Genomic DNA, 18264 nt, shown 5'->3' on the forward strand with positions numbered 1-18264 from the left:
GCCGCGTCGATCTGGTCGTAGGCCTTCGCCTCGCCGCCGAATTTCTTCGTCAGCACGGTCGTGATCGCTGCCGTCAGCGTCGTCTTGCCGTGGTCAACGTGACCAATCGTACCAACGTTCACGTGCGGCTTGGTCCGCTCAAATTTACCTTTTGCCATGACTCTCTTCTTTCAAAAATGATCGGTTGTGATAGCGAATTACTTCGACTTGGCGCTGATGATCGCATCAGCAACGTTCTTCGGAGCTTCAGCGTAGTGCTTGAACTCCATCGTGTACGTTGCGCGACCTTGCGTCAGCGAGCGCAGCGACGTGGAGTAGCCGAACATTTCCGACAGCGGTACTTCTGCGCGCACGATCTTGCCGCCGCCGACCATGTCATCCATACCCTGGATGATGCCGCGACGACCCGACAGATCGCCCATCACGTTGCCCATGAAGTCTTCAGGCGTTTCCACTTCGACAGCCATCATCGGCTCGAGCAGAACCGGATCCGCGCGGCGCATTGCTTCCTTGAACGCCATCGAACCGGCCATGCGGAACGCATTTTCGTTCGAGTCGACGTCGTGGTACGAACCGAACGTCAGCGTGACCTTCACGTCGACGACCGGGAAGCCCGCCATCACACCGCTCTTCAGCGTTTCCTGGATACCCTTGTCGACCGAAGGAATGAATTCGCGCGGGATCACACCACCCTTGATCGCGTCGACGAACTCGTAGCCCTTGCCCTGCTCGCTGCGCTCGAGCGTGATGACCGCGTGACCGTACTGGCCGCGACCGCCCGACTGCTTGACGAACTTGCCTTCGACGTCCGAAGCCGACTTGCGGATGGTTTCGCGGTACGCCACCTGCGGCTTGCCGACGGTCGCTTCCACGCCGAATTCGCGCTTCATCCGGTCGACCAGAATTTCGAGGTGGAGCTCGCCCATGCCCGAAATGATCGTTTGACCCGATTCTTCGTCGGTCTGCACGCGGAACGACGGATCTTCCTGAGCGAGACGGTTCAGCGCCAGGCCCATCTTTTCCTGGTCAGCCTTCGTCTTCGGCTCGACGGCCTGCGAAATCACCGGCTCCGGGAAAATCATGCGCTCGAGCACGATCGGGTGAGCCGGATCGCACAGCGTGTCGCCCGTGGTCGCTTCCTTCAGGCCCACTGCCGCCGCGATGTCGCCTGCGCGCACTTCCTTGATTTCTTCGCGCTGGTTCGCATGCATCTGCAGAATACGACCGAGACGCTCCTTCTTGTCCTTGGTCGCGTTCAGCAGCGTGTCGCCCGAATTGACGATGCCCGAGTACACGCGGAAGAAGATCAACTGGCCGACGAACGGGTCGGTCATGATCTTGAACGCGAGTGCCGAGAACTTCTCGTCGTCGGCAGCACGACGCTCCGTCTTCTCGCCGTTTTCGAGTTCGCCCGTCACCGGGGGAATGTCGACCGGCGACGGCAGGAAGTCGATCACGGCGTCCAGCATACGCTGCACACCCTTGTTCTTGAACGCGGTACCGCACAGCATCGGCTGGATTTCGCAAGCGATCGTGCGATCGCGCAGACCCTTCACGATCTCCGCTTCCACCAGATCGCCGGCTTCGAGGTACTTGTTCATCAGGTCTTCGCTCGACTCGGCAGCCGCCTCGACCATCTTCTCGCGCCACTCGTTGCACGTGTCGACGAGTTCAGCCGGGATGTCCACGTAGTCGAACTTCGTACCTTGCGACGCTTCGTCCCAAATGATCGCCTTCATCTTGATGAGGTCGACCACGCCCTTGAAGCTTTCTTCCGCGCCGATCGGCACCACCACCGGCACCGGATTCGCCTTCAGACGCGTCTTCAGCTGGTCGTAGACCTTGAAGAAGTTCGCGCCGGTACGGTCCATCTTGTTGACGAACGCGAGACGCGGCACCTTGTACTTGTTCGCCTGGCGCCACACGGTTTCCGACTGAGGCTGCACGCCGCCCACTGCGCAGTAGACCATGCACGCGCCGTCGAGGACGCGCATCGAGCGCTCCACTTCGATCGTGAAGTCGACGTGCCCCGGGGTGTCGATGATGTTGATGCGGTGTTCCGGATAGTTGCCGCCCATGCCCTTCCAGAAGGCCGTGGTCGCAGCGGACGTGATCGTGATGCCACGCTCCTGCTCCTGCTCCATCCAGTCCATCGTTGCAGCGCCGTCATGCACTTCACCGATCTTGTGGTTCACACCGGTGTAGAACAGAATGCGCTCGGTCGTCGTCGTTTTGCCGGCGTCGATGTGAGCGCTAATACCGATATTGCGGTAGCGCTCGATAGGTGTCTTACGAGCCACTTTGATCCTCTATGGGGTTGGCGCGACGGAGCATCCGCTGCATCGCACCTCAACACAAACGGGCGAGGCGCTCGAAAAGCGCACCCGCCCGGAATTTTTTTCCGCTAAGCCCAGCCTGACGCTTAGAAGCGGAAATGCGAGAACGCCCGGTTGGCCTCTGCCATCCGGTGAACTTCATCACGCTTCTTCATGGCGCCGCCACGGCCTTCGGCCGCTTCGGACAGCTCACCAGCCAGGCGGAGCGCCATCGACTTCTCGCTACGCTTCTTCGCAGCCTCGCGCAACCAGCGCATCGCCAATGCCATACGACGCGACGGGCGCACTTCGACCGGAACCTGATAGTTGGCACCACCAACGCGACGGCTCTTCACTTCCACCACCGGCTTCACGTTGTTGAGCGCAACCGTGAACACTTCCAGCGGGTCCTTGCCACCCTTGGTCTGGATTTGTTCGAATGCGCCATAAACGATGCGCTCAGCGACCGACTTCTTGCCGGACAGCATCAGCATGTTCATGAACTTGGCTACATCAACGTTACCGAACTTCGGATCCGGCAACACTTCCCGCTTGGGGACTTCGCGACGACGCGGCATGTTTCTTCCTTTGACTTTTCAGTTGGAGCGGAATCGCTCCTCGGCCACCAACTAACCCGATCACATCTGACGACTAACCAGCTTGGCCGGGTGACCACTTACTCGACAGCACCGGCAATCCGGCACCACCGCATTAACCGCCCGGGGGCGATCTCCATTCAGAGTCTGCTTACTTCGCAGCCTTAGCACGCTTCGCGCCGTACTTCGAGCGCGCTTGCTTACGATCCTTGACGCCCTGGGTATCCAGCGAGCCGCGAACCATGTGGTAACGCACACCCGGCAAATCCTTCACACGGCCGCCGCGGATCAGCACAACCGAGTGCTCCTGCAGGTTGTGGCCTTCACCGCCGATGTACGAAATCACTTCGAAACCGTTCGTCAGACGAACCTTGGCGACCTTACGCAGTGCCGAGTTCGGCTTCTTCGGCGTCGTCGTGTACACACGGGTGCACACGCCGCGACGCTGGGGGCAGTCCTGCAAGGCCGGGCTCTTGCTCTTCGTCGTTTCCGACTCACGGCCTTTGCGAACCAGTTGATTGATGGTTGGCATTGTTTATTCCTGAAATTGACCAAAATCGACACATCGCTTTCGGGCAAAGCGAAATCGACGTGCGTTTACACTCCGATTCCCCAATCTGGCGCACGGGCTTGCGCCCGCGAACCGACCTACCAGGAACCGGAACCCATCATAATATTCCGAAAATCCTAAGCGAGTCAACAGCTTGCGTGATTTCAGGCAGGCGGGAAGGCGGGCTCAGGCCGACTCGACGACTTCGAGCAGCTCGTCGCCGAAACGGTCGAGCTTGCGCGCGCCGATACCGGGGATATGGCGCAGATCCTCGATCGATTCGGGCGCGTTGCGCGCGATTTCCGCGAGGGTCGCATCGTGGAAGATCACGTAGGCCGGCACGCCGTCGCTCTTGGCGGTTTCTGCGCGCCACGCGCGCAGCGCCTCCCAGCGCGCGCGCTCGAGCGGATTCATGCCTGCCGTCGGGTCGGTGCGCGTTCCACTGCGGCTCGACGACTGACGCGAGCGCGCCGGCTTCACGTAGCGGCGCAGCGTGACCGTCTCCTCGCCCTTGAGCACCCGCTTGCTCGCTTCGGTGAGCACGAGCGCGCCGAAGCCGCCGTGGTCGACCGCGAGATAGCCGAACGCGACCAGTTGGCGGAAGATCGCGCGCCATTCGGGTTCGGAAAGCTCGGCGCCGATCCCGAACGTGCTCAGTTTCTCGTGGCCGCGCTGCAGGATCTTCTCGCCGCGGCCGCCGCGCAGGATCTCGATCAGGTGGCTGGCGCCGAAATTGAAGCCGCTCGCGCGCTGCGCGCGGAACACGCAGGACAGGGCCATCTGCGCCTCGCGGGTCGCGTCCCAGGACGCCGGCGGCTCGAGGCAGGTGTCGCAATTGCCGCACGGCCGGCTGTCCTCGCCGAAATAGCTGAGGAGCCGCACGCGCCGGCAGGACGCGGCCTCGCACAGGCCGAGCAGCGCATCGAGCTTGCCGGTCTGGACCCGCTTGTGGGCATCGTCGGCCTCCGACTCGTCGATCATCTTGCGCTGCTGCACCACGTCGCCGAGCCCGTAGGCCATCCATGCGTTCGCCGGCATGCCATCGCGCCCGGCACGGCCGGTTTCCTGGTAATAGCCCTCGACGCTCTTCGGCAGATCCAGGTGCGCGACAAAGCGCACGTCGGGCTTGTCGATCCCCATGCCGAAGGCGATCGTCGCGCACATCACGATCCCCTCCTCGCGCTGGAACATCGCCTGGTGCCTCTGCCGCACCTCGAACTCCATCCCCGCGTGATACGGCAGCGCGCGCACGCCCTGCGTCTTGAGCCAGTCGGCCGTCTCCTCGACCTTGCGGCGCGACAGGCAGTACACGACGCCCGCGTCGGTCGTGCCGTCCGCGTTCGTGTGTTCCGCGCGGATGAAGTCGAGCAGCTGCGCGCGCGCGTTGTCCTTCTCGACGATCCGGTAGCGGATGTTCGGCCGGTCGAAGCTCGACACGAACACGCGCGCGTCGTCGAGCGCGAGGCGATGGACGATCTCGTCGCGCGTGATCGCGTCGGCGGTCGCCGTCAGCGCAATGCGCGGCACGGCCGGGAAGCGCTCGTGCAGCACCGACAGCTGGATATATTCGGGACGGAAGTCGTGGCCCCACTGCGACACGCAGTGCGCCTCGTCGATCGCGAACAGGCCGATCCGCGCGCGCTCGAGCAGGTCGAGGAAGCGGGGCGTCATCAGGCGCTCGGGCGCCACGTACAGCAGGTCGAGTTCGCCCTCGCGCAGCGCGCGCTCGGTGGCCGCGGCCTCCGCGCCCGACAGCGTCGAGTTCAGATACGCGGCGCGCACCCCCACTTCCTGCATCGCGGCCACCTGGTCCTGCATCAGCGCGATCAACGGCGAGACGACGATGCCGGCGCCGAGCCCGGCGCTGTGACGCAGCAGCGCGGGAATCTGGTAGCACAGCGACTTGCCGCCGCCCGTCGGCATCAGCACGAGGCAATCGCCGCCGCCCGCGACGTGCTCGACGATTTCCCCCTGCTGGCCACGGAAGGCCGGATAGCCGAAGACTTCGTTGAGAATTTCGAGAGCGGTGGACATGGGTCGAGGCGTACCGGCAAAAAAGGACTGATGGGGCTGGATTTTACCAACCTCGCCGCGGGACGATGCGAATGATGTGCGCGCGCTGGCCATTCGGCCGACTCGCCGCGCCGCCGGGCCCGCTCGGCAACGCCGCGGAAACCGGAGGTTCGTCGTGGTTGCCGGCATGACGGCTTTTTTAGCAAGGAATGCTGACCGTAGCACTCCACCCATCTCAAAACAACGACGCCGAACGGGAAATCATGCGCGCGCCGGCGCGCACGCCCAGACGCAAGCCATAAAAAAAGCCGCCCAGTCGAAACTGGGCGGCTTCCTCGGCGCAGCGGCCAGGCGGCTTGCGCCGCCTGGCGCTTACTCCGCCGGGTGCTGCGGCTCGATGGCGGCGGCCGGGGTTTCCGGCGTGCCGAAGTCGAATGCCTCTTCCGCAGCGATCTGGTCGAAACGCTCGCGATCCGCCGTTTCCTTGTTCTTGCGCGCCTTGTGGAACGCAAGACCGGTACCGGCCGGGATCAGACGACCGACGATCACATTTTCCTTCAGGCCGCGCAGATCGTCGCGCTTGCCCATGATCGCCGCTTCGGTCAGCACGCGGGTCGTTTCCTGGAACGATGCCGCCGAGATGAACGAATCGGTCGACAGCGACGCCTTCGTGATACCCAGCAGGATGTTCTCGTACGTTGCCGGACGCTTGTCCTCCGCGATCATGCGATCGTTTTCGTCCAGCATGTCCGAACGCTCGACCTGCTCGCCCGGGATGAAGCGCGTATCGCCGTTGTCGGTGATCTGCACACGACGCAGCATCTGGCGAACGATCACCTCGATGTGCTTGTCGTTGATCTTCACGCCCTGCAGACGGTACACGTCCTGCACTTCGTCGACGATGTAGCGCGACAGCGCCTCGATACCCTGCAGACGCAGGATGTCGTGCGGATCGGCCGGGCCGTCCACGATCATTTCGCCCTTGTTGACGACCTGAGCATCGTGGACCAGCACCTGCTTTTCCTTCGCGATCAGGAACTCGTGCTGATTGCCTTCGAGGTCCGTGATGACGAGACGCTGCTTGCCCTTCGTGTCCTTGCCGAACGACGTCGTGCCGGTGACTTCCGCGAGAATGCCCGCATCCTTCGGCGAACGCGCTTCGAACAGTTCCGCCACCCGCGGCAGACCGCCGGTAATGTCACGCGTCTTCTGCGCTTCGGTCGGGATACGTGCGAGCACTTCACCCACCTGCACCTGCTGGCCGTCCTTCACGGTGATCAGCGCGCCGACCTGGAAGCCGATCTGCACGGCATGCTCGGTGCCCGGGATCTTCACTTCGTCGCCGTTCGCGTCGAGCAGCTTGACCTGCGGACGCACGCTCTTCGCCGCCTGCGAACCGCGGCGTTTCACGTCGATCACGACGAGGGTCGACAGACCCGTGACGTCGTCGATCTGCTTCGCGACCGTCACGCCTTCCTCGACGTTTTCGAACTTCACCGTACCACCGTACTCGGTGATGATCGGACGCGTCAGCGGATCCCACGTGGCGAGCTGCGTGCCCGCCTTGATCAGCGCGCCGTCGAGCTGCAGCAGCGTCGCGCCGTACGGGACCTTGTGACGCTCGCGCTCACGGCCGAATTCGTCGGTGATCATCGCCTCGCCCGAACGCGAGATGACGATCTGCTCGCCCTTCGCGTTGGTCACGTAGCGCATCGTCGCGGTGAAGCGCACCGTACCGTTGCTCTTCGCCTCGACCGACGACGCCACTGCCGCACGCGATGCCGCGCCACCGATGTGGAACGTCCGCATCGTCAGCTGCGTACCCGGCTCGCCGATCGACTGCGCCGCGATCACGCCGACCGCTTCGCCGACGTTCACGAGCGAGCCGCGGCCCAGATCGCGGCCATAGCAGGCCGCGCACAGACCGTAGCGCGTCTCGCAGGTCAGCGCGGTGCGCACGCGCACTTCGTCGATGCCCAGGCGTTCGATGTCCTCGACCGCGTCTTCGTCGAGCAGCGTGCCCGATTCGAACAGCGTTTCCTGCGTTTCCGGATTGACGACGTCCGCCACGGCGACGCGGCCGAGAATCCGGTCGCGCAGCGCCTCGACCACTTCACCGCCTTCGACCAGCGCCTTCATCGCCACGCCGTTGGAGGTGCCGCAATCGTCCTCGACCACCACCAGATCCTGCGTCACGTCGACGAGACGACGCGTCAGGTAACCCGAGTTCGCGGTCTTCAGTGCCGTATCAGCCAGACCCTTACGTGCACCGTGGGTCGAGATGAAGTACTGCAACACGTTCAGGCCTTCGCGGAAGTTCGCGGTAATCGGCGTCTCGATAATGGAGCCGTCCGGCTTCGCCATCAGGCCGCGCATCCCGGCCAGCTGACGAATCTGCACCGCGGAACCCCGGGCGCCCGAGTCGGCCATCATGTAGATCGAGTTGAACGATTCCTGGCGCGTTTCCTTGCCGTCGCGATCCGTCACCGGCTCCGTCGACAGCTGCTCCATCATCGCCTTGCCGACCGCTTCCGACGTCGCCGACCAGATGTCGACCACGTTGTTGTAGCGCTCTTGCGCGGTGACGAGACCCGACATGTACTGGCGGTCGTACTCCTTCACCTTCTTCGCGGCGTCACCGACGATCGTCTCCTTCTGCGGCGGCACGAGCATGTCGTCCACGCAGATCGAGATGCCGGCGCGCGTCGCGAGACGGAAGCCCGACTGCATCAGCTGGTCGGCGAACACCACCGTCGCGCGCAGACCGCACTTGCGGAACGCGGTGTTGATCAGGCGCGAGATTTCCTTCTTCTTCAGCGGCTTGTTCAGCACCGAGAACGGCAGGCCGTGCGGCAGGATCTCCGACAGGATCGCGCGGCCGACGGTCGTCGCGTACAGCGAGATCTTCGGCACGAACTGCGGCGCGCCTTCCGACGTGTCTTCGTTGTGGACCATTTCGGTGATCCGCACGTTGACGCGCGAGGCCAGCTCGACTTCCTTGTTCTCGTACGCGCGGAGCACTTCCGACACGCCGGTGAACGTCAGGCCCTCGCCCTTCGCATTGATCGCCTCGCGGGTCGCGTAGTACAGACCCAGCACGATATCCTGCGACGGCACGATCGACGGATCGCCGTTGGCCGGGAACAGCACGTTGTTCGACGCGAGCATCAGCGTGCGCGCTTCCATCTGCGCTTCGAGCGACAGCGGCACGTGAACGGCCATCTGGTCACCGTCGAAGTCGGCGTTGAACGCCGCGCAAACGAGCGGGTGCAGCTGGATTGCCTTGCCTTCGATCAGCACCGGCTCGAACGCCTGGATACCGAGACGGTGCAGCGTCGGCGCGCGGTTCAGCATCACCGGATGCTCGCGGATCACCTCTTCGAGGATGTCCCACACCACCGGCGTCTGGTTCTCGACTTCCTTCTTCGCCGCCTTGATGGTCGTCGCGACGCCCATCACTTCCAGCTTGTTGAAGATGAACGGCTTGAACAGCTCGAGCGCCATCAGCTTCGGCAGGCCGCACTGGTGCAGCTTGAGCGTCGGGCCGACCACGATCACCGAACGGCCCGAGTAGTCGACGCGCTTGCCCAGCAGGTTCTGACGGAAACGACCGCCCTTACCCTTGATCATGTCGGCGAGCGACTTCAGCGGACGCTTGTTCGCGCCCGTCATCGCCTTGCCGCGGCGACCGTTGTCGAGCAGCGAGTCGACGGCTTCCTGCAGCATCCGCTTTTCGTTGCGGACGATGATCTCGGGCGCCTTCAGCTCGAGCAGACGCTTCAACCGGTTGTTCCGGTTGATCACGCGGCGATACAGGTCGTTCAGGTCCGAGGTCGCGAAACGGCCGCCGTCGAGCGGCACGAGCGGACGCAGTTCCGGCGGCAGCACCGGCAGCACTTCGAGAATCATCCACTCGGGCTTGATGCCCGAACGCTGGAATGCCTCGAGGACCTTCAGGCGCTTCGCGTACTTCTTGATCTTCGCTTCCGAGCCGGTGTTCTTCAGCTCGGTGCGCAGCGTCTCGACCTGCTCGTCGATGTTGATCGCACGCAGCAGCTCGCGCACGCCTTCCGCGCCCATCTCGGCGCGGAATTCGTCGCCGTATTCCTCGACCTTGTTGTAGTAATCCTCTTCGGTCATGATCTGCCGCGCCTTCAGCGGCGTCATGCCCGGTTCGATCACCACGTACGCTTCGAAGTACAGCACGCGCTCGATGTCGCGCAGCGTCATGTCGAGCACCATGCCCAGACGCGACGGCAGCGACTTCAGGAACCAGATGTGCGCGACGGGCGAAGCCAGTTCGATGTGGCCCATCCGCTCGCGGCGGACCTTCGCGAGCGTGACTTCGACGCCGCACTTCTCGCAGATCACGCCACGGTGCTTGAGGCGCTTGTACTTGCCGCACAGGCACTCGTAGTCCTTGATCGGCCCGAAGATCTTCGCGCAGAACAGACCATCCCGCTCCGGCTTGAAGGTGCGGTAGTTGATGGTCTCCGGCTTCTTCACCTCACCGAACGACCAGGAGCGGATCTTGTCCGGCGAAGCCAGACCGATCTTGATCGCGTCGAAAACTTCTTCTTGTTGGACTTGCTTGAATAGATCGAGCAGAGCTTTCATTGCTTCTCTCCGTAGTCCGATTAATTGCGGTCGAGATCGATGTCGATACCGAGCGAGCGGATTTCCTTCACCAGCACGTTGAAGGATTCCGGCATGCCTGCATCGATCACGTGATCGCCCTTGACCAGGTTCTCATAGACCTTGGTCCGGCCGTTCACGTCGTCCGACTTCACCGTCAGCATTTCCTGCAGCACGTAGGACGCGCCGTATGCTTCGAGCGCCCACACTTCCATTTCACCGAAACGCTGGCCGCCGAACTGCGCCTTGCCGCCGAGCGGCTGCTGCGTGACGAGCGAGTACGGGCCCGTCGAACGCGCGTGCATCTTGTCGTCGACCAAGTGGTGCAGCTTCAGGTAGTGCATGTAGCCCAGCGTGACGCGGCGCTCGAACATCTCGCCCGTGCGGCCGTCGTACAGGCGGACCTGGTTCTTCGACTCGTTCATGCCGAGCTGTTCCGCGATCTCGTCCGGGAAGGCCAGGTCGAGCATCTTGGCCATTTCTTCCTCGGTCGCACCGTCGAACACCGGCGTCGCGAACGGCACGCCTTCGCGCAGGTTCCGCGCGAGTTCGAGGATTTCGTCGTCGGTGAAGCTTTCCAGATCTTCCGCGCGGCCCGACTCGTTGTAGATCTTCGTCAGGAAGATGCGCATTTCCTCGATCTTCGCCTGACGCTGCAGCATCTCGCCGATCCGCCAGCCGAGGCCCTTCGCGGCCCAGCCGAGGTGCACTTCGAGAACCTGACCCACGTTCATCCGCGACGGCACGCCGAGCGGGTTCAGCACGACGTCGGCCGGACGGCCGTCGGCCATGTACGGCATGTCTTCGACCGGCACGATCTTCGACACGACGCCCTTGTTGCCGTGGCGGCCTGCCATCTTGTCGCCAGGCTGCAGGCGACGCTTGACCGCGAGGTACACCTTGACCATCTTCAGCACGCCCGGCGGCAGTTCGTCGCCCTGGGTGAGCTTCTTGCGCTTCTCTTCGAACGCGAGGTCGAACTGGTGGCGCTTCTCTTCGATCGAGTTCTTGATCGCTTCGAGCTGCGCGGCGGCTTCGTCTTCCGCGAGGCGGATGTCGAACCAGTGGTAGTGGTCGAGGTCTTCCAGGTAAGCCTGGTCGATCTTCGTGCCCTTCGCGAGCTTCTTCGGACCGCCGTTCGCGACCTTGCCCACGAGCATGCGCGCGAGACGCTGGAACGCGTCGCCTTCCACGATGCGCAGCTGGTCGTTCAGGTCCAGGCGATAGCGCTTCAGTTCATCGTCGATGATCTGTTGCGCGCGCTTGTCGCGCTGGATGCCTTCGCGCGTGAACACCTGGACGTCGATCACCGTGCCGCTCATGCCCGACGGCACGCGCAGCGAGGTGTCCTTCACGTCCGAAGCCTTCTCGCCGAAGATCGCGCGCAGCAGCTTCTCTTCCGGCGTCAGCTGGGTCTCGCCCTTCGGCGTGACCTTGCCGACCATCACGTCGCCCGCTTCGACTTCCGCGCCGATGTACACGATGCCCGATTCGTCGAGACGGCCGAGCTGGACTTCCGCGAGATTCGAGATATCGCGCGTGATTTCTTCCGGTCCGAGCTTCGTGTCGCGTGCGACGACGTTCAGTTCTTCGATGTGAATCGACGTGTAGCGATCGTCGGCCACGACCTTCTCCGAGATCAGGATCGAATCCTCGAAGTTGTAGCCGTTCCAGGGCATGAACGCGATCAGCATGTTCTGGCCGAGCGCGAGCTCGCCCAGATCCGTCGAGGCGCCGTCGGCCAGCACGTCGCCGCGCGAGACCTTGTCGCCCATCTTCACGATCGGACGCTGGTTGATGTTCGTGTTCTGGTTCGAACGCGTGTACTTGATCAGGTTGTAGATGTCGACGCCGACTTCACCGGCGACGGCTTCGTCGTCGTTCACGCGAATCACGATACGGCCTGCGTCGACGTAATCGACCACGCCGCCGCGGAACGCCTGGACCGTGGTGCCCGAGTCGACCGCGCAGGTGCGCTCGATGCCCGTCCCGACGACCGGCTTCTCCGGGCGCAGGCACGGCACGGCCTGACGCTGCATGTTCGAACCCATCAATGCGCGGTTCGCATCATCGTGCTCGAGGAACGGAATCAGCGAGGCTGCCACCGACACGATCTGCGACGGCGCCACGTCCATGTACTGGATGCGGTCCGGCGTGACCATCATGGTTTCGCCGGCCTCGCGCGACGACACGAGTTCGTCGACCAGCGTGCCGCTCTCGTCGATCGCGGCGTTCGCCTGCGCGATCATGTAGCGGCCTTCCTCGATCGCCGACAGGTAGTCGATCTGGTCGGTCACCTTGCTGTCCACGACCTTGCGGTACGGCGTCTCGAGGAAGCCATACTCGTTCAGGTGCGCGTACAGCGCGAGCGAGTTGATCAGGCCGATGTTCGGACCTTCCGGCGTTTCGATCGGGCACACGCGGCCGTAGTGGGTCGGGTGCACGTCACGGACTTCGAAGCCCGCGCGCTCACGCGTCAGACCGCCCGGGCCCAGTGCGGAAACGCGGCGCTTGTGCGTGATTTCCGACAGCGGGTTGGTCTGGTCCATGAACTGCGACAGCTGCGACGAACCGAAGAACTCGCGGATCGCCGACGAAATCGGCTTCGAGTTGATCAGGTCGTGCGGCATCAGGTTTTCGCTTTCGGCCTGGCCGAGGCGTTCCTTGACCGCGCGCTCGACGCGCACGAGACCGGCGCGGAACTGGTTTTCCGCCAGTTCGCCGACGCAACGCACGCGACGGTTGCCCAAGTGATCGATATCGTCGACTTCGCCCTTGCCGTTGCGCAGCTCGACGAGGATCTTGATCGTCGCGAGGATGTCGTCGTCTTCCAGCGTCATCGGGCCGACGATTTCGTCACGGCCGACGCGGCGATTGAACTTCATGCGGCCGACCTTCGACAGGTCGTATGCGTCTTCGCTGTAGAACAGGCGGTTGAACAGCGCCTCGACCGCTTCTTCCGTCGGCGGTTCGCCCGGACGCATCATGCGGTAGATCGCGATGCGCGCCGCGGTCTTGTCCGCGGTTTCGTCGACGCGCAGCGTGGACGAGATGTACGGACCCTGGTCCAGATCGTTCGTGTAGAGCGTCTGGATTTCCTTGATCTTCGCTTCGCGCAGCTTCTCGAGGACGCTTTCCGTCACTTCGTCGTTCGCGTTCGCGATCACTTCGCCGGTGTCGCCGTCGACGACGTTCTTCGCGAGCACGCGGCCGATCAGGTAGTCTTCCGGCACCGAGATGAACTTGGTCTTCGCGGCTTCGAGGTCGCGAATATGCTTCGCGTTGATCCGCTTGTCCTTCTGGACGATGACCTTGCCGTCACGGTCGGTGATATCGAAGCGCGCGACTTCGCCGCGCAGGCGCTCCGGCACGAACTCGACCTGCGCGCCTTCGTTCATCAACGTGAAGTTGTCGAACACGAAGAAGTTCGCGAGGATCTGTTCCGGCGTCAGGCCGATCGCCTTCAGCAGGATCGTGACCGGCATCTTGCGGCGGCGGTCGACGCGGAAGTACAGCACGTCCTTCGGATCGAATTCGAAGTCGAGCCACGAACCGCGGTAGGGGATGATCCGCGCGGAGAACAACAGCTTGCCCGAGCTGTGGGTCTTGCCCTTGTCGTGCTCGAAGAACACGCCCGGCGAGCGGTGCAGCTGCGAAACGATCACACGCTCGGTGCCGTTGATCACGAACGAGCCGGTCGGCGTCATGAGCGGAATTTCGCCCATGTACACTTCCTGCTCCTTCACTTCCTTGACGACGGGCTTGCTCGGCGATTCCTTGTCCAGCAGCACGAGGCGAACCTTCGCGCGCAGGGCCGAGCAATAGGTGAGACCGCGCTGCTGGCATTCCTTGATGTTGAATGCCGGCGACGACAACGCATAGCTCACGAACTCGAGGCGCGCGAAGCCGTTGTGCGAGACGATCGGAAAAACCGAGGTAAACGCAGCCTGGAGGCCTTCTGGCTTGCGTTGCGACGGCGGCACATCTGCTTGCAGAAATGTGCTGAATGATTCAAGCTGAGTAGCCAGCAGGAAAGGAACTTGGTGAACGATGGAGCGTTTCGCGAAACTCTTGCGAATACGCTTCTTCTCGGTGAAGGAATAGTGCATACGATCTCCGAATCACGGCGGGCGCTATCGAGGCGGGATACCTTGACGTGTCAAACCCGAGTGTTCACCGACTGAGACCCGATGGCCGTCCTACGGCACGAGCCGAGAAGCTTGGTGGTTGGCCGCTACCAACCGCTGGCTGACGGCAGCGGATGCCTGGAATGCCCGCTGCCCGACCAAACTTGCCTTCTGCAGTCGCTTCAGAAGACAAAGAGAATCGCCGATTCGATCACGGATAGGCGGTTTTCTTTGGCTTCTGGGGCCAGCATCAAGCCTCCCGAAAGAGTGCCAAAACACTGTCCCCACAAAGCACAAAAAGGCCGGCGGTGAAAAACCGCCAGCCTTCGCAAAGCGAGCCGATACTTACTTGACTTCGACCTTCGCGCCTGCGTCTTCCAGCTTCTTCTTGGCTTCGTCAGCCGCTGCCTTGTCCACGCCTTCCTTGACGGGCTTCGGTGCGCCGTCAACCAGGTCCTTCGCTTCCTTCAGGCCCAGGCCCGTCAGTTCGCGAACAGCCTTGATGACTGCAACCTTGTTGCCGCCGGCTTCGGTCAGCACGACCGTGAATTCGGTCTTTTCTTCGACAGCAGCAGCTGCGCCGCCTGCCGGGCCAGCGACTGCCACTGCAGCTGCCGACACGCCGAACTTCTCTTCGAACGCCTTGACCAGCTCGTTCAGTTCCAGAACAGTCATGCCTTCGACTGCGGCCAGAATGTCTTCTTTTGCGATTGCCATTTGAAATACTCCTAAATTGAATGCAGGTACAGCCAGCGATCTGTGATGCAGAGCCGCGTTCGATTACGCAGCTTCGACTTGCTTCTTCTCGGCGAGCGCAGCCAGTGCGCGCGCGAAGCCCGAAACAGGCGACTGCATGACGAACAGCAGCTTCGAGAGCAGTTCTTCGCGGCTCGGGATGCTGGCCAGCGCTTGCACGCCTGCCTTGTCCATCACCTTGCCATCGAACGAGCCCGCCTTGATGATCAGCTTGTCATTGCTCTTGCCGAAGTCGTTGACGACCTTGGCAGCAGCAATTGCATCTTCCGAGATGCCGTAGATCAGGGGGCCAGTCATCTGCTCTGCCAGCGGAGCAAACGGCGTACCTTCGACGGCGCGGCGCGCCAGCGTATTCTTCAACACGCGCAGGTAAACCTTTTGCTCACGCGCTTGCGCGCGCAGCTTGGTCAGATCGCCAACCGCAATTCCACGATACTCAGCCAGCACAACGGTCTGGGCCTTCGCGACTTGCGCGGCAACCTCAGCGACGACGGCTTGCTTGTCTTCTCTATTAAGCGGCACGGTCAGCCTCCAGAAACGATACGGTCGGCGTGAGCCTCGCGTACCTCGTTCAACAACGGCGTCCGACTCGTTAGGAGTATTTCCACCGGATATCGCGGATCGCTCCGCCTTCCGGCTTCACCACTGCAAAACTTTTTCGGGTTCGCCATCTACGTTGGCTTGAATTAAGGGCTTGCCTGACTGCTGCCCGCCCACCAACGGTCTTTGATAACCGGTTGCCCCGCCACACTGCGCGGGACAACCGCCCAAAGCCCAGAAAGCCGCTCCAGCGCGGAGCGGCTTGAATTGCTTTACGCGGCCAGCGTAGCCTGGTCGACGCGCACGCCCACACCCATGGTGCTGGACAGTGCGATCTTGCGCAGGTACACGCCCTTGCTCGTCGCCGGCTTTGCCTTTTGCAGCGCCTCGACGAGTGCCGACAGGTTCGAGCGCAGTGCGGCGGCTTCGAACGATGCGCGGCCGATGGTCGCGTGGATGATACCGGCCTTGTCGACACGGAACTGCACCTGACCCGCCTTCGCGTTCTTCACGGCAGTCGCGACGTCCGGCGTCACGGTGCCGACCTTCGGGTTCGGCATCAGGCCGCGCGGGCCGAGGATCTGGCCGAGCGTACCGACGACCCGCATCGTGTCCGGCGAAGCGATCACGATGTCGAAATCCATTTGACCGGCCTTGATCTGTTCAGCCAGATCTTCCATGCCGACCACTTCCGCGCCGGCGGCACGCGCCTGCTCGGCCTTCTCGCCTTGCGCGAACACGGCGACGCGCACCGACTTGCCGGTACCTGCGGGCAGCACGACCGAGCCGCGAACGACCTGGTCCGACTTCTTCGCATCAATGCCGAGCTGGACAGCCACGTCGATCGATTCGTTGAACTTCGCGCTCGCGCATTCCTTCACGAGTGCCAGTGCGTCTTCGATCGCGTACAGCTTCTGACGGTCGACCTTAGCGGCGAATGCCTGACGGCGCTTCGAGATCTTAGCCATTTACACACCCTCCACGGTGATGCCCATCGAGCGTGCGCTACCAGCGATGGTGCGAACAGCTGCGTCCAGATCAGCCGCCGTGAGGTCGGGCATCTTGGTCTTGGCGATTTCTTCTGCTTGCGCGCGGGTGATCGTGCCGACCTTGTCGGTGTGCGGCTTGCTCGAACCCTTGTCCACCTTGGCCGCCTTCTTGATCAGGACGGTCGCCGGCGGCGTCTTCATCACGAACGTGAAGCTCTTGTCCGCGAATGCCGTGATGACCACCGGCACCGGCAGGCCCGGCTCCATGCCTTGAGTCTGCGCGTTGAACGCCTTGCAGAACTCCATGATGTTCAGGCCGCGTTGGCCCAGCGCCGGACCGACCGGCGGCGACGGATTGGCTTTACCTGCAGGAATCTGCAGCTTGATAAAGCCGATGATCTTCTTTGCCATTTTGAAAACCTCGTTGGAACGCCTAAGCGTCCGGTGAGTGATAACGCGGGTTCGTCTTGCGACTACTGGCGCTCCTCAACGGTCATTGACGCGGACCGTAAGCGCGAAAAGTGGGCAACCCTGGGGCTGCCCACCTGAATCTTGTTAGACCTTCTCGACCTGACCGAATTCGAGCTCGACCGGCGTCGCGCGACCGAAGATGGTGACCGAAACGCGCACACGCGACTTTTCGTAGTTCACTTCTTCGACCGTACCGTTGAAGTCGGTGAACGGACCTTCCTTCACCCGAACCATCTCGCCGACTTCGAACAGGGTCTTCGGGCGCGGCTTCTCCACGCCTTCCTGCATCTGCGACATGATCTTTTCGACTTCCCGCGGGGAAATCGGGCTCGGGCGGTTACGGGCGCCGCCCACGAAACCGGTGACCTTCGCGGTATTCTTCACGAGGTGCCAGGTTTCGTCCGTCATTTCCATTTCGACCAGCACGTAGCCGGGGAAGAAACGACGTTCGGTGACGGCCTTGTGGCCGCCCTTGACCTCGACCACTTCCTCGGTAGGAACCAGGATCTGGCCGAACTTGTCCTGCATGCCAGCACGTTCGATGCGCTCCTGAAGCGCGCGCTGCACGCTCTTCTCCATACCGGAGTAGGCGTGCACGACGTACCAACGTTTTCCACTCGGGGATGCCGGAGTATCGCTCATATCATTTCCAACCCAGAATCACCGAGAAAATCGCCCATTCGATGGACTTGTCACTCAGCCAAAGAAAGAGCGCCATCACCAGCACAAAGCCGAACACGACGAGCGTGGTTTGCGTGGCTTCCTTGCGCGTGGGCCAGACCACCTTGCGCACTTCGCGATACGAATCCTTGGCGAAAGCAATGAAGCCTTTGCCCGGAAGCGACATCAGCGCAACGGCCGCACCGGCGACAACCCCCACTGCCAACGCAGCGCCGCGGACGTACCACTCCTTGCCACCCAGCAAGAAGAAGCCCGCAAATCCGGCCAAGACCAACAATACGCCCAGGGCCAGCATTAGCTTATCGCCGGAGGTATTTACAGTTTCGACGGAAGGATTCGCCATAACACCTTAAAACAAACGCCACGACGAGCGTGGCAAGTGGCAGGGGCAGAGGGAATCGAACCCCCAACCTTCGGTTTTGGAGACCGACGCTCTGCCAGTTGAGCTATACCCCTAAACCATGTGGGACCGGCCACTGCCGGCCCCAAAACTGTCGATCAACGAATAACTGGCTTACTCGAGGACCTTGGCAACGACGCCGGCGCCGACGGTACGGCCGCCTTCGCGGATTGCGAAGCGCAGACCTTCTT

The 18264-nt window shown here is 62.5% G+C and carries 14 protein-coding genes and 1 tRNA gene; all 15 read right to left on the reverse strand.

The window, feature by feature from the left end; all coding sequences use genetic code 11:
* Positions 1 to 158 (reverse strand): GTP-binding protein (locus tag AC1RQF_RS32155; RefSeq protein ID WP_492874138.1); only part of this gene is annotated, 158 nt, incomplete at its 3' end.
* Between the two features lie 39 nt (positions 159 to 197).
* Positions 198 to 2300 carry an elongation factor G gene (fusA, locus tag AC1RQF_RS32160; RefSeq protein WP_274000697.1) on the reverse strand — a complete coding sequence of 701 codons (2103 nt, stop codon included), beginning with the start codon at positions 2298 to 2300 and terminating at the stop codon, positions 198 to 200.
* A 122-nt stretch (positions 2301 to 2422) separates the two neighbouring features.
* Entirely contained in the window at positions 2423 to 2893 is a 471-nt protein-coding gene (gene rpsG, locus AC1RQF_RS32165) for a 30S ribosomal protein S7 (RefSeq protein WP_006477195.1), read from the reverse strand.
* 169 nt (positions 2894 to 3062) lie between these two features.
* The gene (rpsL, locus tag AC1RQF_RS32170; protein WP_009689279.1) at positions 3063 to 3443 is read right to left on the reverse strand and encodes a 30S ribosomal protein S12; all 381 of its coding nucleotides are present in this window, start codon (positions 3441 to 3443) and stop codon (positions 3063 to 3065) included.
* Between the two features lie 204 nt (positions 3444 to 3647).
* The gene (gene recQ, locus AC1RQF_RS32175) at positions 3648 to 5495 is read right to left on the reverse strand and encodes a DNA helicase RecQ (protein ID WP_492874107.1); all 1848 of its coding nucleotides are present in this window, start codon (positions 5493 to 5495) and stop codon (positions 3648 to 3650) included.
* A 351-nt stretch (positions 5496 to 5846) separates the two neighbouring features.
* Entirely contained in the window at positions 5847 to 10091 is a 4245-nt protein-coding gene (gene rpoC, locus AC1RQF_RS32180; RefSeq protein ID WP_274000649.1) for a DNA-directed RNA polymerase subunit beta', read from the reverse strand.
* Between the two features lie 20 nt (positions 10092 to 10111).
* Positions 10112 to 14218, reverse strand: a complete 4107-nt coding sequence (gene rpoB / locus AC1RQF_RS32185; RefSeq protein ID WP_274000648.1) for a DNA-directed RNA polymerase subunit beta — start codon at positions 14216 to 14218, stop codon at positions 10112 to 10114.
* Between the two features lie 363 nt (positions 14219 to 14581).
* The gene (rplL, locus tag AC1RQF_RS32190; RefSeq protein WP_274000646.1) at positions 14582 to 14953 is read right to left on the reverse strand and encodes a 50S ribosomal protein L7/L12; all 372 of its coding nucleotides are present in this window, start codon (positions 14951 to 14953) and stop codon (positions 14582 to 14584) included.
* Between the two features lie 63 nt (positions 14954 to 15016).
* Positions 15017 to 15514 carry a 50S ribosomal protein L10 gene (rplJ, locus tag AC1RQF_RS32195; RefSeq protein ID WP_492874110.1) on the reverse strand — a complete coding sequence of 166 codons (498 nt, stop codon included), beginning with the start codon at positions 15512 to 15514 and terminating at the stop codon, positions 15017 to 15019.
* A gap of 290 nt (positions 15515 to 15804) precedes the next feature.
* Complete coding sequence (rplA, locus tag AC1RQF_RS32200; RefSeq protein ID WP_274000644.1) at positions 15805 to 16500, reverse strand: 50S ribosomal protein L1; 696 nt, start codon at positions 16498 to 16500, stop codon at positions 15805 to 15807.
* A complete protein-coding gene (rplK, locus tag AC1RQF_RS32205) occupies positions 16501 to 16932 on the reverse strand; it encodes a 50S ribosomal protein L11 (protein ID WP_252986273.1) in 432 nt (143 codons plus the stop codon).
* 144 nt (positions 16933 to 17076) lie between these two features.
* Positions 17077 to 17634, reverse strand: a complete 558-nt coding sequence (gene nusG / locus AC1RQF_RS32210) for a transcription termination/antitermination protein NusG (RefSeq protein ID WP_004525645.1) — start codon at positions 17632 to 17634, stop codon at positions 17077 to 17079.
* Position 17635: 1 nt separating this feature from the next.
* Positions 17636 to 18016: a preprotein translocase subunit SecE gene (gene secE / locus AC1RQF_RS32215; RefSeq protein ID WP_274000643.1), complete on the reverse strand. Its 381-nt coding sequence runs from the start codon at positions 18014 to 18016 to the stop codon at positions 17636 to 17638.
* A 37-nt stretch (positions 18017 to 18053) separates the two neighbouring features.
* Positions 18054 to 18129: transfer RNA gene (locus AC1RQF_RS32220), tRNA-Trp, on the reverse strand.
* 58 nt (positions 18130 to 18187) lie between these two features.
* Positions 18188 to 18264: EF-Tu C-terminal domain-related protein (locus tag AC1RQF_RS32225; protein ID WP_291430591.1), on the reverse strand; the 77-nt coding region annotated here is incomplete at its 5' end.

This window comes from Burkholderia sp. GW821-FHT14F03 (assembly GCF_058803765.1).

What these genes read in the sequence shown, in the direction of transcription:
- rpsG (WP_006477195.1), bottom strand. Translation starts at nt 2,893, where the DNA reads ATGCCGCGTCGTCGCGAAGTCCCCAAGCGGGAAGTGTTGCCGGATCCG.
- recQ (WP_492874107.1), bottom strand. Translation starts at nt 5,495, where the DNA reads ATGTCCACCGCTCTCGAAATTCTCAACGAAGTCTTCGGCTATCCGGCC.
- rplA (WP_274000644.1), bottom strand. Translation starts at nt 16,500, where the DNA reads ATGGCTAAGATCTCGAAGCGCCGTCAGGCATTCGCCGCTAAGGTCGAC.
- rplK (WP_252986273.1), bottom strand. Translation starts at nt 16,932, where the DNA reads ATGGCAAAGAAGATCATCGGCTTTATCAAGCTGCAGATTCCTGCAGGT.
- nusG (WP_004525645.1), bottom strand. Translation starts at nt 17,634, where the DNA reads ATGAGCGATACTCCGGCATCCCCGAGTGGAAAACGTTGGTACGTCGTG.
- rpoB (WP_274000648.1), bottom strand. Translation starts at nt 14,218, where the DNA reads ATGCACTATTCCTTCACCGAGAAGAAGCGTATTCGCAAGAGTTTCGCG.
- rplL (WP_274000646.1), bottom strand. Translation starts at nt 14,953, where the DNA reads ATGGCAATCGCAAAAGAAGACATTCTGGCCGCAGTCGAAGGCATGACT.
- rpoC (WP_274000649.1), bottom strand. Translation starts at nt 10,091, where the DNA reads ATGAAAGCTCTGCTCGATCTATTCAAGCAAGTCCAACAAGAAGAAGTT.
- rpsL (WP_009689279.1), bottom strand. Translation starts at nt 3,443, where the DNA reads ATGCCAACCATCAATCAACTGGTTCGCAAAGGCCGTGAGTCGGAAACG.
- secE (WP_274000643.1), bottom strand. Translation starts at nt 18,016, where the DNA reads ATGGCGAATCCTTCCGTCGAAACTGTAAATACCTCCGGCGATAAGCTA.